The organism is Haloarcula sp. H-GB5, assembly GCF_054850705.1.
Genome location: NZ_JBTWBG010000001.1, coordinates 24,068 through 48,329, shown reverse-complemented (window position 1 = coordinate 48,329; position 24,262 = coordinate 24,068). Strand labels below are relative to the sequence as shown.

At 63.4% G+C, this 24,262-nt stretch carries 25 protein-coding genes; 10 read left to right on the top strand and 15 right to left on the bottom strand.

Annotation, left to right across the window (positions count from 1 at the left end; genetic code table 11):
- Positions 1-38 precede the first annotated feature (38 nt).
- Both ACYJ11_RS00245 and ACYJ11_RS00240 read left to right on the top strand, forming a co-directional pair.
- Complete coding sequence (locus ACYJ11_RS00245; RefSeq protein ID WP_461646321.1) at positions 39-197, top strand: hypothetical protein; 159 nt, start codon at positions 39-41, stop codon at positions 195-197.
- 52 nt (positions 198-249) lie between these two features.
- A complete protein-coding gene (locus ACYJ11_RS00240; protein WP_461646320.1) occupies positions 250-1,476 on the top strand; it encodes a tripartite tricarboxylate transporter permease in 1,227 nt (408 codons plus the stop codon).
- Here ACYJ11_RS00240 and corA read toward each other — a convergent pair.
- From corA to ACYJ11_RS00215, 5 genes are all read right to left on the bottom strand, one after another.
- Positions 1,471-2,448 (bottom strand): magnesium/cobalt transporter CorA, encoded by a 978-nt coding sequence (gene corA / locus ACYJ11_RS00235; RefSeq protein WP_461646319.1) that lies wholly within the window; start codon positions 2,446-2,448, stop codon positions 1,471-1,473. The genes ACYJ11_RS00240 and corA overlap by 6 nt on opposite strands.
- Positions 2,445-2,615, bottom strand: coding sequence for a hypothetical protein (locus ACYJ11_RS00230; protein ID WP_170095895.1), 171 nt, complete (start codon positions 2,613-2,615; stop codon positions 2,445-2,447). The genes corA and ACYJ11_RS00230 overlap by 4 nt, the downstream gene beginning before the upstream one ends.
- A gap of 43 nt (positions 2,616-2,658) precedes the next feature.
- Complete coding sequence (locus ACYJ11_RS00225) at positions 2,659-3,300, bottom strand: DUF6517 family protein (RefSeq protein WP_461646318.1); 642 nt, start codon at positions 3,298-3,300, stop codon at positions 2,659-2,661.
- Between the two features lie 105 nt (positions 3,301-3,405).
- Positions 3,406-4,884, bottom strand: a complete 1,479-nt coding sequence (cysS, locus tag ACYJ11_RS00220; protein ID WP_461646317.1) for a cysteine--tRNA ligase — start codon at positions 4,882-4,884, stop codon at positions 3,406-3,408.
- 46 nt (positions 4,885-4,930) lie between these two features.
- On the bottom strand, positions 4,931-5,416 hold the full coding sequence (locus ACYJ11_RS00215; protein WP_461646316.1) for a DUF7523 family protein: 486 nt from the start codon (positions 5,414-5,416) through the stop codon (positions 4,931-4,933).
- 212 nt (positions 5,417-5,628) lie between these two features.
- Between ACYJ11_RS00215 and ACYJ11_RS00210 the strand changes: the two genes are divergently transcribed.
- From ACYJ11_RS00210 to ACYJ11_RS00200, 3 genes are all read left to right on the top strand, one after another.
- Positions 5,629-5,787 (top strand): hypothetical protein, encoded by a 159-nt coding sequence (locus tag ACYJ11_RS00210; RefSeq protein WP_005538502.1) that lies wholly within the window; start codon positions 5,629-5,631, stop codon positions 5,785-5,787.
- 114 nt (positions 5,788-5,901) lie between these two features.
- Positions 5,902-6,783: a CbiX/SirB N-terminal domain-containing protein gene (locus ACYJ11_RS00205; RefSeq protein ID WP_461646315.1), complete on the top strand. Its 882-nt coding sequence runs from the start codon at positions 5,902-5,904 to the stop codon at positions 6,781-6,783.
- A gap of 100 nt (positions 6,784-6,883) precedes the next feature.
- The gene (locus ACYJ11_RS00200) at positions 6,884-7,960 is read left to right on the top strand and encodes a DR2241 family protein (RefSeq protein WP_461646314.1); all 1,077 of its coding nucleotides are present in this window, start codon (positions 6,884-6,886) and stop codon (positions 7,958-7,960) included.
- An 8-nt stretch (positions 7,961-7,968) separates the two neighbouring features.
- On the opposite strand, the gene ACYJ11_RS00195 is transcribed toward ACYJ11_RS00200, so the two are convergent.
- The 3 genes from ACYJ11_RS00195 to ACYJ11_RS00185 form a co-directional block, all read right to left on the bottom strand.
- Entirely contained in the window at positions 7,969-8,532 is a 564-nt protein-coding gene (locus ACYJ11_RS00195; RefSeq protein ID WP_431195443.1) for a DUF7524 family protein, read from the bottom strand.
- A 33-nt stretch (positions 8,533-8,565) separates the two neighbouring features.
- Positions 8,566-8,760: a methytransferase partner Trm112 gene (locus ACYJ11_RS00190; RefSeq protein WP_005538510.1), complete on the bottom strand. Its 195-nt coding sequence runs from the start codon at positions 8,758-8,760 to the stop codon at positions 8,566-8,568.
- 111 nt (positions 8,761-8,871) lie between these two features.
- Entirely contained in the window at positions 8,872-10,248 is a 1,377-nt protein-coding gene (locus ACYJ11_RS00185) for an adenylosuccinate synthase (RefSeq protein WP_461646313.1), read from the bottom strand.
- 178 nt (positions 10,249-10,426) lie between these two features.
- On the opposite strand from ACYJ11_RS00185, the gene ACYJ11_RS00180 reads away from it, so the two are divergent.
- A complete protein-coding gene (locus ACYJ11_RS00180; protein WP_004516266.1) occupies positions 10,427-10,732 on the top strand; it encodes a hypothetical protein in 306 nt (101 codons plus the stop codon).
- A 9-nt stretch (positions 10,733-10,741) separates the two neighbouring features.
- Here ACYJ11_RS00180 and ACYJ11_RS00175 read toward each other — a convergent pair whose 3' ends face one another.
- Entirely contained in the window at positions 10,742-13,276 is a 2,535-nt protein-coding gene (locus ACYJ11_RS00175; protein ID WP_461646312.1) for a DUF7527 domain-containing protein, read from the bottom strand.
- An 89-nt stretch (positions 13,277-13,365) separates the two neighbouring features.
- Here ACYJ11_RS00175 and ACYJ11_RS00170 point away from each other — a divergent pair, with 89 nt between their 5' ends.
- The 4 genes from ACYJ11_RS00170 to ACYJ11_RS00155 all read left to right on the top strand — a co-directional run bounded on the left by ACYJ11_RS00170 (position 13,366) and on the right by ACYJ11_RS00155 (position 16,512).
- A complete protein-coding gene (locus tag ACYJ11_RS00170; RefSeq protein ID WP_188979409.1) occupies positions 13,366-13,761 on the top strand; it encodes a DUF7541 family protein in 396 nt (131 codons plus the stop codon).
- A gap of 63 nt (positions 13,762-13,824) precedes the next feature.
- The gene (locus tag ACYJ11_RS00165) at positions 13,825-14,076 is read left to right on the top strand and encodes a DUF6684 family protein (RefSeq protein WP_188979411.1); all 252 of its coding nucleotides are present in this window, start codon (positions 13,825-13,827) and stop codon (positions 14,074-14,076) included.
- Between the two features lie 168 nt (positions 14,077-14,244).
- A complete protein-coding gene (gene ctaD, locus ACYJ11_RS00160; protein WP_461646311.1) occupies positions 14,245-16,029 on the top strand; it encodes a cytochrome c oxidase subunit I in 1,785 nt (594 codons plus the stop codon).
- Positions 16,030-16,245: 216 nt separating this feature from the next.
- Positions 16,246-16,512: a DUF7520 family protein gene (locus tag ACYJ11_RS00155; RefSeq protein WP_170095905.1), complete on the top strand. Its 267-nt coding sequence runs from the start codon at positions 16,246-16,248 to the stop codon at positions 16,510-16,512.
- Positions 16,513-16,517: 5 nt separating this feature from the next.
- Here the strand turns inward: ACYJ11_RS00155 and ACYJ11_RS00150 are convergent, their stop codons facing one another.
- The 6 genes from ACYJ11_RS00150 to ACYJ11_RS00125 form a co-directional block, all read right to left on the bottom strand.
- Positions 16,518-18,221 (bottom strand): methylmalonyl-CoA mutase family protein, encoded by a 1,704-nt coding sequence (locus ACYJ11_RS00150; RefSeq protein ID WP_170095906.1) that lies wholly within the window; start codon positions 18,219-18,221, stop codon positions 16,518-16,520.
- A gap of 75 nt (positions 18,222-18,296) precedes the next feature.
- Positions 18,297-19,088 (bottom strand): CBS pair associated ParBc domain-containing protein, encoded by a 792-nt coding sequence (locus tag ACYJ11_RS00145; RefSeq protein WP_005538523.1) that lies wholly within the window; start codon positions 19,086-19,088, stop codon positions 18,297-18,299.
- A gap of 38 nt (positions 19,089-19,126) precedes the next feature.
- Positions 19,127-20,842: a DHH family phosphoesterase gene (locus tag ACYJ11_RS00140; protein WP_461646310.1), complete on the bottom strand. Its 1,716-nt coding sequence runs from the start codon at positions 20,840-20,842 to the stop codon at positions 19,127-19,129.
- A 35-nt stretch (positions 20,843-20,877) separates the two neighbouring features.
- Complete coding sequence (gene lrpA1 / locus ACYJ11_RS00135) at positions 20,878-21,306, bottom strand: HTH-type transcriptional regulator LrpA1 (protein WP_004956678.1); 429 nt, start codon at positions 21,304-21,306, stop codon at positions 20,878-20,880.
- A gap of 84 nt (positions 21,307-21,390) precedes the next feature.
- Positions 21,391-22,329 (bottom strand): thiamine pyrophosphate-dependent enzyme, encoded by a 939-nt coding sequence (locus ACYJ11_RS00130; protein WP_421643498.1) that lies wholly within the window; start codon positions 22,327-22,329, stop codon positions 21,391-21,393.
- 3 nt (positions 22,330-22,332) lie between these two features.
- Positions 22,333-24,231, bottom strand: coding sequence for a 2-oxoacid:acceptor oxidoreductase subunit alpha (locus ACYJ11_RS00125; protein WP_170095908.1), 1,899 nt, complete (start codon positions 24,229-24,231; stop codon positions 22,333-22,335).
- Positions 24,232-24,262 lie beyond the last annotated feature (31 nt).

Here is a 24,262-nt window from a genome sequence, read left to right as displayed (position 1 = left end):
CTCGCCAGATTCAGGGGGCTTCGGTCGGAAGCAAACGTATGGCTGAGTCGGACCTGCGCTGTCGCCTCTGCGGGAGCGACCTCTCGAAAGGACTGGTCGCAACCGACAGCCGGCACTGCTGTCTCAACGCCACCCCTATCGCTGGGACCTGCCCCGAACACGGTCCGGTCGGCCCGCATCACGCTGTGGAGGACTAGCCGGGCCGAGCATCGCGGAGGTTCAAGTACGGGAACGGGACCACGCCTCAGTGTGCTTCCGGGACTTCCTGCCGCTGACCCGACAGCGACGGTCGCGCTACTCGCTGCGGTTGGGGCAGGGGTCGGGCTGGGCACACTCAGCGGACTCGTTCCGGGGTTGCACGCCAACACGTTCGCGCTCTTGCTCGCCGCCGCGGCGAGCAGTCTGCCAGGACCGCGGCTCTACGTTGGCGTCGCGATGCTTTCGGCCGGCGTGACACACACTTTTCTCGACGTGATTCCGGCGCTGGCACTGGGTGTGCCCGACCCGGCGATGGCCGCCAGCGCGCTGCCGAGCCACCAGCTAGTCATCGAGGGCCGCGGTCGGGAGGCGCTTCGCCTATCGGCGCTGGGGAGCGGGCTGGCTGTGGTGTTTGCTGTCCCACTAGCGGTTCCACTCACCCTCCTGATAGAGCGTGCGTACCCATTGCTTCGGCCGCGGCTCCCGGTGCTGCTTGCAGGGGTCGCTGCCCTCCTCGTGGTCACGGAGCACGGCCGCCGCCAGCAGGTCGGCGCTGCGTGTTCGCTCGCCGCGAGCGGTCTGCTCGGCATCGGTCTGCTCGATGCGCCAGTGACCGGAGCGTTGCCTGTATCGGACGTGCTGGTCCCACTGTTTTCGGGGCTGTTCGGAGCACCGGTGCTCCTGGCGGCTATCGAGGGAGAGGGCGTCCCGCCACAAGCCGACGCGACGGTGACGACGCCGCGGCGAACAGTCGGCGTTCTCGCGGGTGTCGGGACCCTCTGTGGCGGCGCTGTCGGCTACATTCCGGGCGTCTCCAGCGCCATCGCGGCCACGCTGGCACTGGGGCTTGTCGCCGAGCGTGGGCCACGGGCGTTCATCGTGACGGCGAGTGGCGTCAACACGGCGACGGCGGTGTTTGCGCTGTTCGCGCTCATCTCGCTCGGAACGCCCCGAACCGGCGTCCTCGTCGCGCTGGACCGGGCCGAGGTACCGCTTGTGCTCCCGGCGTTGCTCGCCGCGGTCGCTATCGCTGCCGTCGCCGGCGCGATACTCGTCCCGACACTGGGTGACCGGTACCTCCGAATGGTCGGCAGACTGGACCCGACACGCCTCTCGCTGTCGGTGATTTCGGTACTCGTCTGTCTCTCCGCGCTCTTCGCTGGCCCCGTCGGTATCGGAGCGTTCGGAGCCGCCACACTGGTCGGACATCTCCCGCCGCGATTCGGGTCCCGCCGGGCGACCCTGATGGGAGTCTTACTCGTTCCGCTGGCGCTATAGGTAGTCCCGCTGGCGGAAATGGCCGAGCAAGACGGCGACGACGATCACCATCCCAATCATCACCGCGGGATAGCCGAACGCCCAGCCCAGTTCCGGCATATTGTACGGGCTGTCGGCGAAGTTCATCCCGTAGACGCCGACGACGAAGGTCAGCGGGATAAAAATCGTCGCGACGACGGTCAGCACTTTCATCACCTCGTTTGTCGACTGGGACACCGTGTTCAGGTAGATGTCCCGCGCCCCCGCCACCAGGTCGCGGTAGGTCTCGGTCAGGTCGACAATCTGGACCAGATGGTCGTACACGTCCCGGAAGTACTTCTCCGTCTGTGGCTGGATCTGTTTGGGGTCGCCACGGGCGAGCACGCCGATCGCCTCTCGCGCCGGCCAGACCTGCTTGCGGAAGGACAACAGGTCGCGCCGGACGTCGTTGATCCGTTCGAGCGTATCGATATCGGTTGAGGTCGTCACCTCCTCCTCGATCTGTTCGATATCGGTCTCGATCTCGTCCAGCAGGTCGAAATACGCGTCAACGATGACATCGATGACCCGGTAGGCAGTGAAATCCGGGCCGCGGTGGAGGAGTCGCTCGTCCCCGCGACCGACAGCGTCCATCACGCGCTGGACGGACGGGACGGCACCCGTCGACAACGTGACGATCCAGTCGGAGCCGATGAACAGGCCGAGTGGCGTTGTTTTCACCTCCTTGTCGAACGTCGTATCGCCGGGCGTGAGCGATGCGGACTTGACGAGCACGAACGTGTAGGCGTTGAACTCCTGGACGTTGGCTCGGACGTCGTTCTTGATGTCCTCGATAGCCAGCGAGTGGAGATCGAAGGCGGAGCTGACAGCCTCAACCTCGTCGGGTGTCGCGTCGGTGGCGTGAACCCACGTCGTCCCGACAGCGGTTCGGGCGGCCGCCAGGTCCTCGTACTCCATCGCCTGTCCGTCGGCGTACACCACTGTGGAGATCACGGTGTGTCCTCCGTCGGCGTAGCGTGGCCGACGGCAGCCACCGTCAGCCCGACCATGACCGCTGTTACTGACGCGGATCGGCCGAGGTAGGCGACGCTCGTCCCGATGGCGTAACCGACGATGCCGACGAGCGTGAGCACCACACCGGCGACAAACAGCCGATTCATGCCTCCGTCATCACTGGCCCACAAGAAAACAGTGTCCCCGCGATTAGTTGCCCGAGTGCGAAAGACCGCCGAGCAGCGTATCGACGCGGGGACCCTCTTGATCGTCGAACCGCTCGGGATAGACGGCGACGGCGACGACGACATCGCCCTCGTGTTCGAAGCTCGTGAGGTGAATCAGGACGTCGATTTCCTGGCCCTCGATAGCCGTCGTCCCAGAGAACACAGCCACCTCACGGGACTCGCCCAGTGCGTCTACCGTACGGTTGCGTTCGAACTGGACGTCGTTGATCTGGTCGTTTCGGCTGGCGACTTCTTCGACGAGGCGTTCGTTGGACCAACTCGCAGCGGGGTTCAGCGTCTGTCCCGCCACACTGGCGCTGGGCGTCGAGAAGACGATGAACCGCCCGGCGTTGACCTCGCCGACCGGTCCGAGGTCGATGCCGCGCTCGTACTGTCGGATGTGGTTCGTGACGCGGATGGTTCGCTCCTGGCCGGCGACGGTGACCGTCCGCTCGATGGTCTGTTCGTCAGCCATCGACTGCTCGTAGCCGGTCTCTTCGAGCGCACTGTCGCTGACTGCTGCCGGTGCGGAGTCGAACTCGACCGTCTCCCCGGTTAGCAGGCCGACACAGCCCGACGAGACGACGAGTAACCCGACGAGAAGCGTGAGGATGCCCTTTCGCATTGTTGTTCCTACACTGTGTCCAGTATATAAAGTACGTGGCCGCCCAAGCTATTCTCTGAGATACAAAACGGCCGTTACACGCCCAGTATCGGTCGCTCGACCCTTTCAGAGCCGGTAGGTCGGCCCGTCGTCGGTGTCTTGGACCTCGACGCCGAGCGCTTCGAGTTCGTCCCGGAGCTCGTCGGCGCGTTCGTAGTGACCGGCTTCTCGTTCCTGTTCACGGACATTTAGAACCAGGTCAACGACGTCACCGGCCAGCGACACGTCGCCGCTGTCGTCGTCGCCGAACGCCAGCCCGAGGATGCCACCGCCGAGTTCCTCGAACACTTCGACGGCGCTGCGAAGCCCCTGATAGTCCCGTTGCTCGTGGGCGTCCAGGTGGGAGTTCACTGCGGCCGTCAGGTCAAGCAGCGCGGTCATCGCTTCCCGCGTGTTGAAGTCGTCGTTCATCGCCGCCTCGAACGCCGAGCGGGCGTCGTCGACGGCCCCGCGCAGGGACTCGTCGGTCATCTTCGCGTAGGCGTCAACGTCGTCGCAGGCCTCGACCGCACGCTCGTAACCGCGAGAGAGGCGATCCCAGCGCTCCTCGGCCTCCGCGATGGTCTCGTCGCTGTAGGTGGCCCGCGAGGTGTAGGCCGTCGACAGCAGGAAGGTCCGGAGCATATCCGGACCGAACTCCTCGACGGCATCGGCGACGGTAAAGTAGTTGCCGACAGAGGAGGACATCTTCTCCTCCTCTGTCTCCAGCAGTCGGACGTGGAGCCAGTACTTCGCGAACTGCTTGCCGGTCGCGGCCTCGCTCTGGGCCACCTCGTTCTCGTGGTGGGGGAACACGAGGTCCTGCCCGCCGACGTGGATGTCGATGGACTCGTCGAGGTGCGTCATCGACATCGCCGAGCACTCGATGTGCCAGCCGGGTCGCCCCTCGCCCCACGGCGAGTCCCACGTCTGAGCGGCCTGGCAGGCTTCCTCGGCGGGTGCGGCCTCGGGATGCTGGTGCTCGGCGATATCTTCCGGGTCGACGCCGCCGGCCTTCCAGAGCGCGAAGTCGGCCGGGTGGCGCTTCTCGCCTTCGGTGTCCGCGCCCTGTGATTCGATGTCGTCGACGGACTGGTTCGAGAGCTTCCCGTAGTCCTCGAAACTGGTCACGTCGAAATAGACGGAGCCGTTTCGCTCGTAGGCGTGACCCTGCTCGACGAGTCGCTCGACGAGGTCGATGATCTCCGGGACGTGCTCTGAGACGCGGGGGTACACCTCCGCGCGGCCGAGGTTGAGTGACCGCATGTCCTCGATGATCTGCTGGACGTAGTGGCGGGCCACGTCGGCCTCGCTATCGCCGTCCTCGCCGACGCGGGCGACGATCTTCTCGTTGACATCGGTGAAGTTCTCGACGTGGTGGACGTCATAGCCCAGGTGGTCGAGCCAGCGGGCCATCACGTCGACGTGGACCCAGCCGCGCGCGTGACCGAGGTGGGGCGGGTCGGAAGTCGTCAGCCCACAGTAGTACAGCAGCACGGAGTCGGGGTCGCGCGGCTCGAAGGGCTCTTTCTCACCGGTCAACGTGTTCGTCACGCGAAGCGTCATTATCGGGGGAACTGTGTCCGCCCGCTTTAAGCCGTCGGAAGGCGGCTCACTCCTGTACTGTCGCTTCGACCACTCGGAGCGCGTCCGGCCCTGCGCGGCGGCTCACCACAACGACGAGCGCGTCGCCGGTGACGCCGGCAGCATCGACGGAAACGTCCGCCGCTCGTAGGCGTCCCAGCACCTCGGCGAGTGCTGCCGGCACAAGGTCACCGGTGGCGATGATGCCCGTCAGCGAGCCAGCGTCCTCGGCGAAGGCGGTGTCCGCAACTTCGAGAACGATAGCCGACTCCGCGTCGGACGACTCGACCCGACCAAGCCCGCTCTGCATCGAGACTCTGGCATCGCTGTCGTGTGGTGGGTCAGCGGACAGTTCCTCGGCGAACCGGCGGAGCGCAGTCGCGATGGCTTCCTCCTCACCCTCAATGCCAAGCGTGCGTGCGGCGGCCGTGTAGTTGACGACGCCGGCCCGAAGTGCGTCGTAGAGGAACGGGCGCTCGCGGACGGCGTCTCTGGTCGCGGCTGCGAGTGACATTGGCGTCAGACACGAACGGCGCGGGCAAAAGCGGTTCTATCAGGCGCGAGGGAACGCGGTGCCACTGGATAGCTAGTGAGGGGGAGAGCCGATCTATCGTGATCGCGATACGGCGTGGTTGACCCGCAGAATTGTGGCCCACTCCCAGCAAGTGAGAACAGTCATAGGGGATTGTGCCTCTGGACGCCCACTCTCTATATGAGGGAAGGACAATGGCTATTGCACAACGCGAACGGCAAGTGTTCGGACAGCCCCTGGAACCGGCGGACCGAGTCATCGGTGGCATTGTTGTCGCTGCTGGCGCGCTGGGACACGCCGCACTGCTGGCAGCCGCCGGACTGTTGTTCTACGTCCTCCTGTTCGGGCTGTGACTAGGTGGAATCGGTCGGCAACGACATACTTTCGGCACGCAACACTACACAGCTCGCCGGTTATCCGAGCAGGTCAACGAAGGCCCTAAGGACGGCTCGCACCAACCAGTGGATATGGACGAAGCACTCGTTATCGCGGCCCACGGCTCCCATCTAAACGCCGAGTCGAGTACGCCCACGTACGACCACGCCGACACGATTCGAGCGACCGGGGCGTTCGGCGAGGTCCGTGAGTCCTTCTGGAAGGAGGAACCGTCGTTCCGGGAGGCGCTGCGGACCGTCGATGCCGACGAGGTGTATCTGGTCCCATTGTTCATTTCGGAAGGCTATTTCACCGAACAGGTCATCCCCCGCGAGTTCCGACTGGAGGACTGGGACCCTGAGCTGTGGGACTCTGACGGGACGAGCGCGACCAACGCGACGCTGACCGCCGAGGACACGGACCAGACGGTCCACTACTGCGGCCCAGTCGGGACACACGACTCGATGAGCGACGTGATCGTCCAGCGGGCCGAGTCCGTCACCGGCGACCCCGACGTCGGCGAGGGGTTCGGCCTCGCCGTCGTCGGCCATGGCACGGAGCGCAACGAGAACTCCGCGAAGGCCATTCAGTACCACGCAGACCGCATCGAAGAGCGCGGCCGATTCGACGAGGTGCAGTCGCTGTTCATGGACGAGGACCCCGAGGTCGACGATGTCGCGGACTACTTCGAGAGCGACGATATCGTCGTCGTGCCACTGTTCATCGCCGACGGCTTCCACACGCAGGAGGACATCCCCGAGGACATGGGCCTGACCGACGACTACCGAACGGGCTACGACGTGCCGACCACCGTAGAGGGCCACGACATCTGGTACGCCGGCGCGGTCGGGACGGAGCCGCTGATGGCCGATGTAGTGCTCGAACGGGCCGCCGACGCGGGCGCCGATGTGAGCAGCGCCATCGAGCAGGTGCGTGAGGAGACTGGCGGCGCAAAGCCTGCGACTGGTGACTGATAGGTCGCCGACCGCCGCTACTGGGTCAGATAGCAGCACTGGTTCGCCGCTGGTTGGCCGGAACCAGCCGACTTTTGCCGACTGAGTTCCGTTTTCCGGTATGGACGGCGAGTACGTGGACGCGCTGGTGGCAACTGCCCCGGATGGCATCGCCTTCGACGACCTCCACGTGGCCCACAACGGCGGCGGGTACACGTTCCAGACGCCGAACGTGGACCACAGTGGTATCGATGAAGAGACGCTCCGGACGGTAGCGGCGGAGTCACCGCACGTCCGAAACTGGTATTTCTGGCACGCCACAGCGCCTCAGAAGGCCGACCGCTGGGCGTTCCTCCGCTGGCTTGAAGGCGCTGAGCAGCGGGATGTGGCCGAGCGCTACGATGCACTCGCCGACGGGATTGCTGCGACCTGGGGGGAACTCCACCTGAGCGTCACGCTCTCCGACGGGGAGCGGACCTACAGCATCCGCCACCGTGCCGACGCCGATGTCGGGACCAGCGCGCTTGCGGCCCACGACGATCCACTCGACGCGCGTGAAATTGCGAAACACGACGACGACGGCGGCTATCGCCCGCTCAAAACCGCGCCGTCGCTCCAGACCGGCTGGACGTTCCCCGAACTATCGGCGAGTGAGTTCGTCACGACAGTCGACGCCTTCTATCCGGCGACCGTTGCGAACTGGCACCGCGAACGGGAGGGTGAACTCGACGTGACCCACTGGCGGGATACCGTCGACCGGCAAACCGGGATTTACGGCGTCGTCAAGACCTGGGACCGCGGCGACGGCTACGAACACGTCAACTGGGTCGCCGAGGCCTGCTGTGACGACTCCCAGTGTCTCAAGCGCCGGGAGTGGCAGTACGACGAGGAAACGGACCTCGATGTCGACGGCGGATCGGGTGAGTTCCCCTGTCGCGAACCCTGCTCGCTCGTCATCGCCGGCGCACGCCAGTGGACGAAACTCGAAGGCGAGACGAGCCAGACCTACGAGTTCGAGCTTACGCCCAGTGAGAAAGAACAGATCGAGGACATCATCGATGCGGTCGCTGACGGCGAGGCAGACGACATCCGCGAGGCGGATATCTACGAGGGGGCCAACCGGTATCGCACGCGGTTCCTGCGCGCGAAGCTGTTCGACGACGAAGGGAACCTCGGCGGCGTCGAGACGGAGCAGTAACCGGGGTTTCAGGACGAGCGAACGGCGACGGACAGAAGTCCCAGCACGATTGCGACCGCGAATACGGCAGCAACGGTCAACAGCACGCTCTCGGTGAGAACCAGCGTGATGAGTCCCGCAATCAGGACGGTGAAACCGCCAGCTGCCAGTATCGGCCCCGCGGACAGGTCTTCGAGGCTGGGTTCCGATTCCGCCGTCGGTTTCGGCTGTGGCTTCGACAGCTCGTCGTCGACGATGACCGGTTCGTTCTCGGTCCCGCCTTCCGGGATGTAGATGTCGATGTACCGGGTCTCGGCGCCGTACCCTGTCACGATCTTTAGCTTGCCACGGACCGGCCCGTCACCGTCGACAGTTATTCTGACCAATCGGTCGGTTTCGGCCCGTACGTGGTGGTTCGTGGCGTCGAGCGACGCGATGGAAGAGAGCGAGTCGTCGAGGTGGAGATGGACATGCAGGGCCTCGCCGTGATTGACTAATCGCACGTCGAAACTCCCTGTCGCGTCGAACTCGTTTGGAACCTCCAGACTGTGGATGTCCGTCCGATTGAGGTGCACGGGCAGGGAGTCAGGCACGGATGTGACTCCGCGTGGCGAGGAAAAAAAGGTTCAGGCCGGTGCCTCGTCGCGCATGTCCGGCGGGAGCAGGTTCGGAATGCCGTCCTCGATGGGGAACGTCTCGCTGCACTCGGTACAGGTGAGCTGGCCCGACAGGATTTCGCCGTCGTCGCGCTCCGTCACTTCGAGGTCGAGGTCGTGCTTGTCCAGAGGGCAGCAGATAATTTCCATCAGGTCCTCTTTCATATATTCAGCCAGGACCGGCGGTCGCAAAAGTCTGCCGCTCTCCCAGTGAGAGTCGTCCCGTCGCTGGCTAATCGCGTGTAAACGCTCGAACGGCGAATCGGGGAAAATCCGTTAGAACGGATGCTCGCGGACGATGGTTTCGCCGCGGCCGGGACCGACGCCGATAGCGTAGGCCGGCGTGTCGAGTTCGGACTCGATGTATTCGACGTAGGCCTTCGCGTTCTCCGGTAGCGCGTCGTACCCCTCCTCGGCGGCGTCCGCCCAGTCGATCTCGGGCCAGCCGTCGAAGGACTTGAGATTGGCCTCACAGCGCTTCCACTGCTCGGTGGTCGCGGGCATCGACGCCAGCTCCTCGCCGTCGAGCGTGTACGTGTGGCCGACCTTCACTTCGTCGAGGCCGGCGAGGACGTCGAGGTGGTTGATGGCGATTCCAGTGAAGCCGGACACGCGCGTGGAGTGGCGCAACATCGGCAGGTCGAGCCAGCCGACACGTCGTGGCCGCCCGGTAACGGTACCGTACTCGCCGCCTTCCTCTCGGATGTAGTTCGCCAGCTCCTCGTTTTCACCCTCGCCCTGCTCGTCGTAGCCGGGCGTATCGCCGACGACGCCGCCGAGTTCGGTCGGCAGCGGGCCGCTCCCGACCCGGGTGAGGTACGCCTTCACGATCCCGATGACTTCGCCGTCGCCGACGACGCCGGGGCTGAGTCCGGTCCCGGTCGCCGCGCCGCCGGCGGTCGGGTTCGAGGAGGTGACGTAGGGGTAGTTCCCGTGGTCGATGTCGATGATGGTCCCCTGTGCACCCTCGAGCATGACGTTCTGGCCCTCGTCGATGGTCGCGCTGAGGAAGGCCCCGGCGTTGACGGTCATGTCCTCGGCCTCGAAACGGCGGCCGAACTCGCGGAACTCCTCGAAGATGGCGTCAACGTCGAAGGCATCCGGGTCGTCAAGCTCGTCGACGTCGAGGTCGTACACGTCCTCGACGACGGCCCGCTTCTGCGGAACGACGTATTCGAGGCGCTCTCGGAGTACGTCCGGGTCGAGCAGGTCGCCGACGCGGACACCACGCCGACCGGCCTTGTCCTCGTAGGTCGGGCCGATACCCCGGCCCGTCGTCCCGACTTCGTCATCCGTTTCGCTTTTTAGTTCCTCCTCGATACCGTCGAGCACGCGGTGGAACGGGAGAATGACGTGTGCTCGTTCGGCGATGCGAACGTCCGGGTCGAGGCCGCGTTCCTGAAGCGTGTCTATCTCGTCGAACAGCGTTCGCGGATTGACGACACACCCGTTGCCGAGTACGCCGACCTTGCCGCGGATGGCTCCGCTCGGAACCAGCGAGAGCTTGTACTCCTCGCCCTCGTGGACGACGGTGTGGCCGGCGTTGTCGCCGCCCTGATAGCGCGCGACGACGTCCACGTCGTCGCCGTACAGGTCGACGATGCCGCCCTTCCCTTCGTCGCCGAGCTGTGAGCCGACGATGGTTACGGTCATCGCACGCACCTTCCATCCACCGTGATAAACAGATTACGGTCCGGAATCCACGCTCGTGAGCAGTACCCATGTGAATCGTTACGACGGTTTTAAGACACCCCTGTTCAAACGTATCAACGTTGTAGCGATTGGGCGAGGGAGAACCTTTAAATACCGCAAACACAAGTTAACAATTGCCATGATAGACAGGCTTGAAAAGGAAGTTGACATGCTGGAGCGCCACTTGCAGGTGCTTCGCATGGTTATCGAGAACGAGCCTATCGGTATCGTGAAGATGTCCAACGAAACCGGCTACCCGCACCACAAGGTGCGGTACTCCCTGCGCGTTCTCGAAGAGGAGAACCTCATCGAGCCCTCCAGCCAGGGTGCGATCACGACCGAACAGACCGGTGAGTTCGTCGACGACCTCGACGAGAAGGTCGACGAAATCATCGACAAGCTCGAAGGTATGAAGATCGAAGACGCGGCCGAAATCGAAGGCTAAGCTTCTTTCTCAGAGTTCCGGGACCGCCAGGTGGAACTCCTGGTTTCTCGCTTCTAACAGACAGAGGTGAAAGCCCTTCTTGCGCGAGATGTTCACGAAACTCTTGCGCTTATCGCGGTTGAACAGCCCGCTAGAGGTGGCTTCTTCGGCGGTTTCGAGTGCGCCCGGCTCGAAGAAACTGCTCGTGACGAGAAACGCCGACGCAAGCGACCCGGAGGCGTTGCCGACCCGCTCGGCGTTCCGGATGAGGTCCGACATCTGGCCTTCGGAGGCCGGCTCGCGCGAGTCGTTGATGTTTGCGACGACCAGCGGGTTCCCCATCCGGTCCCGGACGACCACGTCGAACCGTTCCTGCGAGCGGGTCTCCTGACCGTCTTCCGTGTATGTCACCGTGACGTTGCCGTTCAGTTCGGCACGGTCGATGGCCGGAAGCCCTTCGTAGAGGTCTTTCATCGCTCCCGCGTGTCCGGTGTCCCGAATCTCGTAGAGGAGGTTCCGGATGAGCCAGTTGACGAAGCGGTACTGGATGCTGTCTTCGAGGTACTCCTCGAAGGGCGTCCCGTTGACCGTGGCGCCCTCTGCCTCGAACTGCGTGTGATACTCCAGCCTGAGATTCGCCTCGACCTCTTCGCGGCTCGCTTCGCCGTCCTTGGCTTCCTCCAGCGTCGCCTTACCCTTCGAATCGTACCTGACGAAGAGGTTCGTCCCGTTTATCGCCTCGCCGGCGCTGAGCCGGGTGCTACCTGCGGCGGCGTCGTTTTGCTCGTCGAGTTGCTCCTCCAGCCGGTCGATTTCGGCCCGTGCGTCGGCTAGCTCCGACTCTAGACGGTCGCGCTCGTCCCGAAGCTCCTGGTTCGTTGCCTCCAGATCCGTGAGTTCGGATTCGAGGTCCGACACCGTCTCGGCTCGCTGTTCGAGCTCGGACTCGAGCTCTGCCACACGCTCCGGGTCGCGCGGTGTCGGCTCTTCGTCGGCAGGCGACTGTCCCTGGTCCCCTGTCGACGGCTGGGATTGCGGCGTATCGGCCGGCTGCGCCGACTCCGGGTCGTTCGCAGTTGTGCCACGGCTTTCCTGAGCCGGTGTTGGTCCCTGCACGCTGGATTCGGTCGACGGCGTCGGGTCGTTCTGGGCCGGCTGGTCGCGTCGCGGTGTCGATGCCTGTTGCCCACCTGTTGGCGGCGTCTGCGTGGGAGAAACGCTGGTGGCTGTGCTTTCCTGCGCACCGCCGGACTTGTTCGGGTCCAGCGACGGGACCGAGCGCGTCTCCAGATCCGCACTTGACCCGCCAGAACCGGCGTCCGGCGTCGGCGTTGCCGCTCCGGTCCCGGACTGTGTCTGGGACGGCTGTGGCTCGGGGCTCTGTGTCGATTTCGGGTCTTCCGGTTCGGCGCGACGGTCTGCCGAAGCCGCCTGATCGCTCTGTTTCGGGGTGCTTCGCGCGCTGGCGTGCTGGGATTCCTGTCTCTGTGATGGCTCAGTCGCCGATGGTTTCGGCTCGGTCTCCCCGGCAGTTTCCCTCACTCCGGCCTCCTGTTCAGTGGCCTCGTAATCAGGTTCCGTCTGTGTCGCGGTATCGGTGTCTGTCGTCGCCCGGTCTGTCGCTTTGCTGTCTGGCCGGTTGTCTGCATTCGGCTTTTCGTCCACGCTCGATTGCTCGTCAGACTCGGAACTGCGGCGGGACCGGCCAGGAGTCGCACCGGCGGCTTTCGATCCCGGCGGGCCGCTGCTTGCAGGGCCGCGGTCCCGCGTCGACTCTGCTGCGGTCTGGGCCTGTCCGGCGTCGTCGGTTCCATCGGCTTCGGTATCTCCGACGGGGTCCGGGGACGGGTCTACCGGTTCATCGCTGGCGACGTCCTGTGGTGTCGGTTCGTCTGGTACCGCCGTATCTGTCGGCGTGCTGTCTATCGCATCTTCGTCGGTAGCGGCTGTCTCGTCACCAGCCTCGAGCGGGTCAACGCCGGCAGCCGCCGGGTCCGCTGACTGCTCGTCCGTGTCGTCTTCCGGCGGTTCCGGAATCTCGATCGGCTCGATGTCGACCGGCATGACCTCGTAGATGCCGACCTCGTCGTTGGCCGTGTCGAACGCCTCGTCGTCGGTGATGAGGTTGTCGGAGTTGCCGACCCACGCGACGCTCATCGAGCGGCCTTGGTGGTAGACGGTGTAGTAGTCGCCTGAGAGGACGTTCTCGGAGAGTTCGATAAAGCCGGTAAAGTTACCGCTCGACAGCGTCTGATCGACTTCTGCAAGTGCCGTGTCTTCGGTGTAGTACTGTGCTTTCACCTCGTCGGCGCGTTCCTGCATCACTGCAAGCAGTGGCAACGCCTCGTGGGGCGACCGTTTGGCTGTTCCCGACGCGTCCTCGAAATCCTCGATGGTGCCGTCGAGGACACCGACGACGGTCCCGTTCAACATGAACAGGCGCGTCGGACCCGTGATGACCGCGCCGGAGAACTCCTGTCCGGCGAGGTCCTGCAGGCCCGCGAACCCGCCGTCGAACGGTACCGACTCCCAGCCGTCGACCCGTTCGACCGTGCGTGTACTCATTACTCCCACCAAGCCGGATGGTGGACAAATAGTTTGTGCCCACGGGCGCGGTCCGATGGACATATGACGATTCGGGCGCAATTGCTGGTATGGCAGAGGAGCCGGGACTAAGCGATCAGTATCCGACTGCGAGTCCGTGGCCGCTGTTCGTCGCACTGGGATTAGCACTGTCAGAGATCGGCGTGTTCGTCGGACTCTTTCCAGTGGCCGTCTTCGGACTGATACTGTTCGGCGGGAGCATCGCCGGTATCCTCACGGAATCCGGATACGCGGAACGGCCGTGGCCGACCCTGCTTGGGGTGGGCGTGGTGCTTATCATCCTCGCCGCCGCGTTTACGCTCTGGCAAGTCCCAGTCGCCGATATCGCGCTGTCGAACGTCGGGACCGGGCCACTCTTTACTCGGCTGGTGGCCGTCGCCGCGGCGGGTGCTGTGATGATCGCAATGGGCGGCGTCGCCTCAGTTATGGAACAGACCGCGGCCTGAGACGGGTACTAGCCCGATTCGGAAACCAACACTCTATTTACTGGCCTGTTCTAACGGGCAGGCATGGCTCTGTTCGGGTTCGAAAAAGATACACTGCTCGACCTCACTGTGAACGTCATCCCGCTCGGGATCCTCTTCTTCTTCATCGTCGCGTTCGCCGCGTTCCCGGCGTTCGGAACCGATCCCGTCTTCACCGGGCTGCAGTTCGCACTGATTATCTCGATGTTCCTGCTGCTCGCTGTCCTGACCTACTACGCGGGGAAGGCCGTCGAGAACGCCGAGAAAGAAAGCGGCGAGCTGGGTCACGAAGACTGAACTGACGGCTTCGGACAGATCGCTTCGAAAGCTGGCCGTCCCTGCCACCGGGTGACAGTGTGAGTGGTCCCTTATTTCTGAAGCTGTAATGCTGGATGGGAGCCGTATTTTATGGTCGTTGCTGCAGGAATCGACCCTTTGATAATGTCCCAGTCCTGAAGGACGACTATGGTAGCAGGAGATATTGTGCTGACGGGGCTGATGGCCGTCCTCCTCGTCGGCGTCGCCGCGCTTCTCACCCGTGTCGAGAACTGGCGTTCGTATACGCCGCTCGCGGGTGGCGGGGCCGTCACGGGTGACGAGACGGCGGTCATCAACCGTGAGAAACCCGCAGGTATCATTCGCTGGCTAACAACTGTCGACCACAAGGACATCGGTCTGTTGTACGGGGTGTACGCGGTCATCGCATTCGCCGTGGGTGGTATCATGGCGATGCTCATCCGCCTCCAGCTCGTTACGCCCGGAGGGGCCATCCTCAGCAACAACGCCTACAACTCCATCCTGACGAGTCACGGTATCACGATGCTGTTCCTGTTCGGGACGCCCATCATCGCGGCGTTCGCGAACTACTTCATCCCGCTGCTCATCGGGGCCGACGACATGGCGTTCCCGCGTATCAACGCCATCGCGTTCTGGCTGCTCCCGCCGGCAGCACTACTGATCTGGGCAGGGTTCTTCCTCGCGCCGGTGACCGAGAACATGATCGAACCGGCCCGGACGGCCTGGACGATGTACGCGCCGCTGTCCGTCGAGCAGGCGAACCCTGGTGTCGACCTGATGCTGCTCGGACTCCACCTTTCGGGTGTCGCAGCGACGATGGGAGCGATCAACTTCATCGCGACCATCTTCACGGAGCGCGACGAGGAAGTCAACTGGGCAAACCTCGACATCTTCTCGTGGACGATCCTCACCCAGTCCGCGCTGATCCTGTTCGCCTTCCCGCTGTTGGGGAGCGCTATCGTGATGCTGCTGCTGGACCGGAACCTCCAGACGACGTTCTTCGCCGTCGAGGGTGGCGGCCCGCTGTTGTGGCAGCACCTGTTCTGGTTCTTCGGCCACCCCGAGGTGTACATCCTCGTCCTGCCGCCGATGGGACTGGTCAGCCTCATCCTGCCGAAGTTCTCCGGCCGGAAGCTGTTCGGCTTCAAGTTCGTCGTCTACTCGACGCTCGCCATCGGTGTGCTGTCCTTCGGCGTCTGGGCCCACCACATGTTCTCGACGGGTATGGACCCGCGACTCCGGGCGTCGTTCATGGCTGTCTCATTGGCTATCGCAATACCGAGCGCGGTCAAGACGTTTAACTGGATCACGACGATGTGGAACGGTCGCCTGCGCCTGACGACGCCGATGCTCTTCTGTATCGGTTTCGTCTCGAACTTCATCATCGGCGGCGTAACCGGTGTGTTCCTCGCCTCCATCCCCGTCGACCTGATCCTGCACGACACCTACTACGTCGTCGGGCACTTCCACTACATCGTGATGGGAGCCATCGGCTTCGCGGCCTTCGCGGGCATCTACTACTGGTTCCCCATCTTCACCGGCCGGATGTACCAGCGCACCCTCGGGAAGGCGCACTTCTGGTTCTCCATGATCGGGACCAACATCACGTTCTTCGCGATGCTCGCGCTGGGCTATCTGGGGATGCCGCGGCGCTACGCCACCTACCAGTTCGATGGTGCTATCGCGCCGCTGACGCAGGTGTCGACGTTCCACCAGGCGGCGACCGTCGGTGCGCTCATCCTGTTTATCGGCCAGCTGTTCTTCGTCTGGAACATCGTCCAGTCCTGGCTCGAAGGCCCGAAGGTCGAGGACGGCGACCCGTGGAACCTCGAGCGCGACGGCATGCTGGACCGTGAGTTCCAGTGGTTCGAGGAGCAACTCGAAGCCGACAGTCCGGAGAAGGACCCGTCGCTGCTTGCTGACGGCGGTCAAGAAGAACAAAACGACTCGTAAGCGTCCCGAACTCTGTTTTTGTCTGCCTTGCTTCGTTCACAGCCACGACCGAACTGACAGTGCTGTTAGCTTGCGCCGGAAACGAGTACCATCGCCGTCACGAACATCATGAGTGCGATTCCGGTCAGGACGAGAAACAGTAGTTCCTTCTGTGACATAGGATAGCTACGGCGTGGAAGTGAAAAAGGCTAATCGTCTCCGCGCCGTTGTTCTCACATGAGCGAAGTTGAGGCCAGGTCTGGACGGCAGATCGTCCTTCGCCTGTACGTCGCTATTGTTGTTCTTGCCGGTGTAATGGGGTTCGTACTCGGCAGCATCCGACCGGAGAACCTCGAACCGGAACTGTTCGGTGTAATCGCGCTACCGCCGACGCCGTTTGGCGTCGCAATCTACGGATTCGTCACTATCGGTATCGTCCTTGGCGTGTTACTTGGCCTCGTCGTGTACGTCTCCGAACGGGTCGACGACGCGGCCGGATCCTGAACCGGTCACGCCACGCTGGCCGTCTCCTGATAGCTTCCGTATTCTGCCTCGAAGACAGCCATGATCTCGCCCATCGTCGCGTAGGCTTTCACCGCATCGATGATGACGGGCATGACGTTCCCGCCGTCGGTGATCACCTGCTGCAGTTCGTCGAGCGCTGCTTCTACGGCCGCGTCGTCGCGCTCTGCCTTGACTGTCGCAAGCTTGTCCCGCTGGCGTTCCTGCACGTCTTCGTCGACGGTGAGGATCTCGGGTTCGGTGTCCTCTTCGACGGTGTACTTGTTGACGCCGACCATGACTTCTTCCTCGCTCTCGACGCGCTGCTGGTACTCGTAGGCGGCGTCCTGAATCTCACGCTGGAAGTAGCCGTCCTGAATCCCTTGAATGACGCCGTCGCGGACCGATCCGTCTCCGAGGTCGTCTCTGATGTGATTGATGTAGGCCATCGCCTTCTCCTCGACCTCGTCGGTCAGCGACTCGATGGCGAAACTGCCGCCCATCGGGTCCACGATGTCGGCCGCGCCCGACTCCTCGGCGATTATCTGCTGTGTTCGGAGCGCGACCCGCACCGCCTGCTCGGACGGGAGCGCCAGCGCCTCGTCGAAGCTGTTGGTGTGCAGGCTCTGGGTCCCGCCCAGCACACCCGCGAGGGCCTGAATCGTCACGCGGACGATGTTGTTCAGCGGTTGCTGGGCGGTCAGTGACTGGCCGGCAGTCTGGGTGTGGAACTTCAGTTGTTTGCTCGCGTCGGCCTCCGCGTCGTACCAGTCGTCCATCACGCGGGCGTAGATGCGGCGAGCCGCGCGGAACTTCGCGATTTCCTCGAACATGGAGTTGTGCGAATTGAAGAAAAAGGACAGCTGTGGGGCGAACTCGTCGACGTCCATCCCGCGGTTCAGACAGTCTTCGACGTAGGCGAAACCATCAGCAAGCGTGAACGCGAGTTCCTGTATTGCCGTCGAGCCGGCCTCGCGGATGTGATACCCCGACACTGAGATGGGCTTGAACTTCGGCGTCTCCTGACTGGCGAACTCGATGGTGTCGGTGACGAGCTTTAGCGACGGCTCCGGCGGGATGACCCACTCCTTCTGTGCGATGAACTCTTTGAACATATCGTTCTGAAGCGTCCCTCGGATCTCTTCGCGCGGGACCCCTTGCTGGTCGGCCAGCGCAATGTACATTGCGTAGATGACGGGGGCGCTGGGATTGATTGTGAAGGAGGTCGAGACCTCGCCGAGGTCGATGCCGTCGAACAGCCGCTCCATGTCCGCCAGCGTGTCGACGGCGACACCCTCCTTGCCCACCTCGCCGTCGGCCATCACGTCGTCGGAGTCGATCCCCATCAGCGTCGGCATGTCGAAGGCCGTCGACAGCCCCGTCTGGCCCTCGTCGATGAGGTAGTGGAACCGCTCGTTGGTCTCGTCGGCGGTCCCGAAGCCCGCGAACTGTCGCATCGTCCACTGCCGGCCGCGGTACATTGTCGGATAGACACCGCGTGTGAACGGCTCCTCGCCGGGGAAGCCAATATCTTCCTCGTAATCGAGGTCATCTACGTCGCGTGGCGTGTACAGCCGGTCTACATCGAGGTTTGAGACCGTCGCGAACCGCTCCTTGCGTTCGCCGTAGGCGTCCAGTACGGGGTCCAGTGTCTCGGCTTCCCACTCGTCTTTCTGCTCGCGGATGCGCTGGAGGTCCGACTCGTCGAACATACTCCGGTGTATGTCATGATTTAGTAAGAAGGTTCGGGGGAAGCGAGATGTGACCGTCAATCACACCGTTGCGGACTAGTCCTGAAGCCGTTCCGTCGTCTGCACGAGCGGGTGGTGTGCGTAGTCGACGACCTCGATATCGTCGATCGACTCCAGATCGGAGTCCGCGGCCGTCTCAGCCATCCCTAGTTCGACCGTCTCGTCGAGGACGATGACGTAGGCATCCATCTCATCGATGTCGAGCCGCGCGGCGGCTTTGACGCGGTGGTGGCCGTCCGCCAGCAGGAGGTCGCCACCGTTGTCGATGACGACAAGCGGTTCCGCCAGCCCACGCTCCAGTTCGTACACCCGGCCTTCGAGTTCGTCGGCATAGACCGTCGTCTGTGTCGGCGTCAGCTTGGCAAGGTCCACCTCACGGCGGCCCTCGTGTGTCGTGATACCGTGGATGTTCTCGAGCGTCCTGCTGAGCTTGTCCACCTTGCCCGGGGTCGCCCGCTCGATCTGTGAGCGGATCACGTCGGCGTTCGAGATGATGCCGACGAGGTGACCGGCATCGTCGACGACTGGGAGTTTCTGGATGCCCGACCGCAGGATAACGCGCGCCGCGTCCTGAACGGCCATGTCCGGATGCGCCACAAGGATGTCGTCGGTCATCACGCGGAACATCGGCTCGTGGTCTTCCGCCAGCAACAGGTCGCGCGCGCTGACGAACCCCTCGACGCGGCGGCCGTCAGTCACTGGAAACCCACTGAAGTGGTCGTTGTCGGCGATACGTCGGGCGACCTCCCCGACAGTGTCGTCGAGTTCGACGGTGGCAACCTCGCGTGTCATGTAGTCTCCGACCGTCGGTCGACTCGATTCCTCCATCGGCACGGAGTTCTCGACCGACAATAAAAAAGGCTCGCCTACGACGGCTCGCTGTCGTCGGGTTCGACGAGCGTTTCTGGGCTGTCTTCCCCATGTTCTGACTCGTCGTCTGTCGGCTCAGCCACGTCGGCTGCCTGTTCCGACTCGTCACCTCCGTCCTTGTCGCCGTTTTCCAGAAACATCACATCGCTGTTCCAGTCCGTTGCGGTGTCCTCGTTTGACCCTGCAGGCGCGTCTCCAGCCGTCGCGATGGTGTCTCCGCTGTCCCGTCCAAGCGCCGTCGATTCCGTGAACGCGGTCACGTCGTAGTCGGAGCGTGCGTAGACACGCCCGAGCAGCCGGTGGGATCGCGACTGGATGGCGTCGAGAAATCGGTCCGAAACGATAGAGCGGACGATCTCCTCCAGCGACTCCTCGCGGTCGTCGACGGTTATCATCCCCAGATCGATCTGTGCGCCCGCCATATCGGCGTGACCGCCCGCGGACCCGATCTGTCCGAAAGCGTCCCGGAGTGCTTCGCCGAGATCGATGTCCGCCCCACGCGCCCGAGCCGAGGCGTAAATCGTCCCGTCGACGACACCGTACACCATCGTCGCCTGGACGCCTTCGAGATCGAGTAGCCTGTCGGCCGCCTGTGCGAGCGCGTCACGGTCACTGATCTCGCCAACACCGGTCAGAAGCACCGACCCTTCTTGCTCGCGGTTCGCAATCGCGCGGCCGATGACTGACAGCGTCTCCGCGCTCACACTCGGGTCTTCGATGCGCTGTAGCGTCGCCATGTCGGCGTCTGTCACGAGATGCGCGGCGGCCTCGAAGTCCGCGGCAGCGACTTCCCGCCTGAAGTCCTTCGTGTCGACCTGAATGCCGAACAGCAGGCCCGTCGCGATGGGTGTCGGAATATCGACGTTGAACCGCTGGAGATAGTCGACCAGCAACGTACTCGTCGCCCCGACGCCGCTCCGGAGGTCGACGAAGCGGGCTTCGATCGGGACCCGCGGCGGGTGGTGGTCGATGACAATATCGATCGGGGTCTCCGGCGGAAGCTGGTCGTTGACGCCGGCTCTGGAGTGGTCGACCAGCGCGAACGCGTCGAACGCTTCCAGTTCATCCGGCGAATCGGTATCAAGGTTTCGGAGGTCGAATTCGAGGAGATTGACGAACGCCCGGTTCTCCTGATGTGAGATCTCCCCGTAGTAACAGATCGTCACCTCGCAGTCGGCCCGTTCAGCGAGCGCTCCGAGGGCGACAGCGCTGGCAATCGCGTCCGGGTCGGGGTTGTCGTGCGTGACGACGGCGAGATGGTCGTCGATGTCCCGGAGAACCTGATGGAGCTGTCTGGCCCGCGTTCCTTCGTCGCCGACTGACTGGGTGACGTAGTCGGTAACGACAGACTCCGGCGTGACGACCCGGTCCGCCACGCTGTCGAGTCGGTCGCGCTGGTCTGCCGTCGCGCCGCGGCCGGCGTACGCGAGGAGGAACACGTCGGGAAAGCAGTCACGCGCGGCCGTCGCCGCGTCGCCGTTCCGTTCCGGGTCTTCACTGGCGACGATGACGCTCTCCGGATGAAAGTCGAGACCGGCGAGAACAGACGGGTCAGTCTGGTCGGCTTCGAGCACGTTGATGCCGTCCGCCCGGAGCGTTTCAGCGCGGTGCTCGTCCTGGGTCACAACTGCCAGCTCGCCGCGGTCGTCGCTAATCGCGTCGAGAAGGTCCGCGGCCGTCGGACCGAGTCCGAGCACCAGCCGAGAAAGCATACCGTGCAGTCAGCACTGGAGCGTCTAAAAACCCGTTACTTCAGCCGTTCCTGCAGAAACGACGGATGCGCGGCGGTAACACCGTCGAGGGCGAGAATCTTGTCTTCGATGACGTCCGCCAGCGAGTCCCCGTCCATCGCCCGGACTTCTGCCATCAGCATATGATCGCCGCTAGACGTGTACAGCTCTTCCATCTCCGGAATCTCCTTGAGGTTCCGCGTGGCCTCGACGTAGCAATCGCTCGCGATGTCGATGCCGACCAGTGCAATCGACTGGCCCGCCAACTTCTTCGGGTCGACATCGGCGGAGTACCCGACGATGACGCCCTCCTCCTCGAGTTTCTGGATGTATTTCCGGACTGTCGGCTTCGATACCTCCGCTCGCTCCGCGATTTCTGCGTACGAGGCCTGTGCGTCCTCTTCAAGGACCGACAGGATTCGACGCTCCGTAGACTCGGCACTCATGGACTAATCTTTTCGGTGCATGAAAAAATATCTTCCGAACCAGAAACCCACGTTCGGGGGGTATCCGTAGTCCGGCAGCGAGCGTTATTTGTGGTGTTCGAGGAGGTTGTCGTAGGTCCGCTCCCACTCGGCGTCCTCGTCGAAGTACCGCTCTGCGAGCGGTTCCTCTGGCATCTCACCGATCTGGCGCTTCTCTTGGCCGTAGGATGGGCGGCTGTCGTCAACGTACATCCGTCCAGTCAGGACTTCGCCCTCGTACAGTCGTTCCTCGGTCTTGCGCATCATCTCGGCGGCTTCCGCGCGGTCCGAGACGTCGAAGTCGAACTCGTCGGACTGCTGGACGTCCGTGTACGGGACGTAGTGCTTCGCGTCCTTGTTCCAGGTCGGACACTGGGTCAGGAAGTCGATATGCGCGAAGCCGTCGTGTTCGATGGCTTCGGCGATGATCTCCTTCGCCTGGTTCGGGTTGACAGCCGCGGTCCGGGCGATGTAGGTCGCGCCGGCGTTGAGCTGCTGGGACAGGGGGCGGATCGGCGACTTCGCCGAGCCGTGGGGCTGTGTCTTGGACTTGTGGCCCTTCGGCGATGTCGGGGATGTCTGACCCTTTGTCAGCCCGAAGATCTCGTTGTTGAACACGATATACGTCATATCGTGGTTCTCACGGGCCGTGTGGATGGTGTGGTTCCCACCGATACCGTAGCCGTCGCCGTCCCCGCCGGCCGCGATGACTTCGAGGTTAGGGTTGGCGAGCTTCGCGGCCCGGGCGACGGGCAGCGAGCGGCCGTGGATGGTGTGGAAGCCGTAGCTGTTGAAGTAGCTGTTGAGCTTCCCGGAACACCCGATACCGGTGAACAGTGCGACCTCATCGGGGTTCTTGCCGACTTCCGGCATGGCCTGCTTCAGCGCCTTGAGGACGCCGAAGTCGCCACAGCCCGGACACCAGGTCGCCTGGGGTTCGATGCCGGGTGTAAACTCGTCACGCTCGATTTCGCGTTCTTCGTTGATTGCTGAGAATGCACTCATAGGTTAGTCACCTGCCGCGGGTACGTACTTCATGTTGCTCGCGGCGAGTTCCTCGCCGTCGATGCTGGATTCGAACCCGTCGACGATCTCGGCGGGCTCGAAGGGGTTGCCGTTGTACTTCAGGAGGCTCGACATCTTGTCGCCGTACTTCCCGAGTTCCTTCTGGGTCAGGCCGCGGAACTGGGCCGTGGCGTTCATCTCGACGACGAGCGCCTCGTCGACTGATTCGAGCCACTCGGAGACTTCTTCCTTCGGGTACGGAGCCATGTCGGAGACGCCAAGCGCCTTCACGGAATGGCCGTTCTCGTTGAGTCGGTCGACGGCCTCGAAGACGGTCCCCTGCTGGCTGCCCCACACGAGGATGCCGTAGTCGGCGTCCTCGGGTCCGTGGTAGGTCTGGTGGGACGTGTTTTCGTCCAGATCAGCACGGATGTCATCGAGCTTGTTGAGCCGACGGTTCATCTGGGCGATGCGGTTCTCGGGGTCCTCGCTGATGTGGCCCGACGGATTGTGCTCGTTGCCCGTTGCAAGGAAGCGACCGTCCTTCTGGCCCGGCACGGAGCGCGGGCTGACGTTCGAGCCGTCCTCGGGTTCGTGGAGGAACCGCTGGAACTTCCCGGAGGAGTGGTGTGCTGCGTCCTGAATCTCCTCTTCGGTGAGGACCGATCCGGGGTCGGCGTTCGGTTCCTCGTCGAAGTGGCTGGCCGGGAGGTTCCGGAGTTCGCCCTGAATCTTCTGGTCGTAGATGACGATAGCCGGGATCTGGTACTCGTAGGCGATGCGGAACGCCGAGCGGGTCTGCGTGTAGCATTCGCGGATGTTCGCCGGTGCGAACACGACGCGAGCCGAATCGCCCTGTGACGTGTACAGGACGTGTTCCAGATCAGCCTGCTCGGGCTTGGTCGGCATCCCCGTCGAGGGACCGGCTCGCATCGCTTCGACGAGTACGATCGGCGTCTCGGTCATCTCCGCCAGCCCGAGCGGTTCGGACATCAGCGCGAAGCCACCGCCGGAGGACCCGGACATGGCTTTCACGCCGGCGTGGGACGCACCGAGCGCCAGCGCGGCGGCCGCGATCTCGTCTTCGACCTGTTCGGAGATCCCGCCGAACGAGGGCAGGTGCTGTGACATGATCGTGAACACGTCGGTCCACGGGGTCATGGGGTAGCCCGAAATGAAGCGACAGCCCTCGTCGATTGCGCCGTAGGAGATGGCGTTCGAGCCCGAGAGAATGACCTGCTCCTCATCGTGGGAGCCCTCGGGGACCTCGATGTCGTGGTCGACGTCGAGTTCGCTGGCGGCTTCGTAGGCGTCGTGCAGGACGTTGAGGTTCGCCTCCTGCATGTCGCCGCTCATGTTCTGTTTGATGAGCTTCTCGAACTCGTCGGTGCTGATGTCGAGAATGGCCGCGGTCGCGCCGATACCGGCCGTGTTCCGCATGATCTCGCGGCCGTGTTCCTTGGCGATACCGCGGAGGTCCATCGGGACGACGTGCCAGTTGTTCTCCTCGGCGGCCTCTTCGAGGCCGATCTCGTCGACGTCTTCGTCGTCGAGCAGTCCCTCGTCGTAGAGGAGAACGCCGCCTTCTCGGAGGTCGTCGAAGTTCTCGTACAGCGGTTTGAGCTCTTCTTTGCCGTAGTAGGCCTCTTCCTGTGGGTTCCGGGCGAAGGAGTCACCCAGGGCTAGCAGGAAGTTGTAGCCGTCCCCGCGGGACTGTACCGGTTCGTCCTTCGCACGTACTTCAACGTACGTGTGGCCGCCACGAATACGCGACGGGTAATGACGATGTGTGAACACGTTCAGCCCCGACCACATCAAGGCCTTCGCGAAGTTCTGGCTTGTCGAGTCGATTCCGTCACCGGAACCACCGGCGATTCGCCAGATTAGTTCGTTGTCTGTCATGGTGAAATCCTCGGCCCCAGCTCTGGTGCCG

Bases quoted from the DNA above. Each gene is read 5' to 3' on its own strand.
- lrpA1 (WP_004956678.1), bottom strand. From the start codon at position 21,306: ATGAGTGCCGAGTCTACGGAGCGTCGAATCCTGTCGGTCCTTGAAGAG.
- ACYJ11_RS00210 (WP_005538502.1), top strand. From the start codon at position 5,629: ATGGCTATTGCACAACGCGAACGGCAAGTGTTCGGACAGCCCCTGGAA.
- ACYJ11_RS00190 (WP_005538510.1), bottom strand. From the start codon at position 8,760: ATGAAAGAGGACCTGATGGAAATTATCTGCTGCCCTCTGGACAAGCAC.
- ACYJ11_RS00180 (WP_004516266.1), top strand. From the start codon at position 10,427: ATGATAGACAGGCTTGAAAAGGAAGTTGACATGCTGGAGCGCCACTTG.
- ACYJ11_RS00185 (WP_461646313.1), bottom strand. From the start codon at position 10,248: ATGACCGTAACCATCGTCGGCTCACAGCTCGGCGACGAAGGGAAGGGC.
- cysS (WP_461646317.1), bottom strand. From the start codon at position 4,884: ATGACGCTTCGCGTGACGAACACGTTGACCGGTGAGAAAGAGCCCTTC.
- ACYJ11_RS00170 (WP_188979409.1), top strand. From the start codon at position 13,366: ATGGCAGAGGAGCCGGGACTAAGCGATCAGTATCCGACTGCGAGTCCG.
- ACYJ11_RS00205 (WP_461646315.1), top strand. From the start codon at position 5,902: ATGGACGAAGCACTCGTTATCGCGGCCCACGGCTCCCATCTAAACGCC.
- ACYJ11_RS00130 (WP_421643498.1), bottom strand. From the start codon at position 22,329: ATGAGTGCATTCTCAGCAATCAACGAAGAACGCGAAATCGAGCGTGAC.
- ACYJ11_RS00125 (WP_170095908.1), bottom strand. From the start codon at position 24,231: ATGACAGACAACGAACTAATCTGGCGAATCGCCGGTGGTTCCGGTGAC.
- ACYJ11_RS00165 (WP_188979411.1), top strand. From the start codon at position 13,825: ATGGCTCTGTTCGGGTTCGAAAAAGATACACTGCTCGACCTCACTGTG.
- ACYJ11_RS00140 (WP_461646310.1), bottom strand. From the start codon at position 20,842: ATGCTTTCTCGGCTGGTGCTCGGACTCGGTCCGACGGCCGCGGACCTT.
- ACYJ11_RS00150 (WP_170095906.1), bottom strand. From the start codon at position 18,221: ATGTTCGACGAGTCGGACCTCCAGCGCATCCGCGAGCAGAAAGACGAG.
- ACYJ11_RS00145 (WP_005538523.1), bottom strand. From the start codon at position 19,088: ATGGAGGAATCGAGTCGACCGACGGTCGGAGACTACATGACACGCGAG.
- ACYJ11_RS00245 (WP_461646321.1), top strand. From the start codon at position 39: ATGGCTGAGTCGGACCTGCGCTGTCGCCTCTGCGGGAGCGACCTCTCG.
- ACYJ11_RS00200 (WP_461646314.1), top strand. From the start codon at position 6,884: ATGGACGGCGAGTACGTGGACGCGCTGGTGGCAACTGCCCCGGATGGC.
- ctaD (WP_461646311.1), top strand. From the start codon at position 14,245: ATGGTAGCAGGAGATATTGTGCTGACGGGGCTGATGGCCGTCCTCCTC.
- ACYJ11_RS00175 (WP_461646312.1), bottom strand. From the start codon at position 13,276: ATGAGTACACGCACGGTCGAACGGGTCGACGGCTGGGAGTCGGTACCG.
- ACYJ11_RS00155 (WP_170095905.1), top strand. From the start codon at position 16,246: ATGAGCGAAGTTGAGGCCAGGTCTGGACGGCAGATCGTCCTTCGCCTG.
- ACYJ11_RS00230 (WP_170095895.1), bottom strand. From the start codon at position 2,615: ATGAATCGGCTGTTTGTCGCCGGTGTGGTGCTCACGCTCGTCGGCATC.
- ACYJ11_RS00215 (WP_461646316.1), bottom strand. From the start codon at position 5,416: ATGTCACTCGCAGCCGCGACCAGAGACGCCGTCCGCGAGCGCCCGTTC.
- ACYJ11_RS00225 (WP_461646318.1), bottom strand. From the start codon at position 3,300: ATGCGAAAGGGCATCCTCACGCTTCTCGTCGGGTTACTCGTCGTCTCG.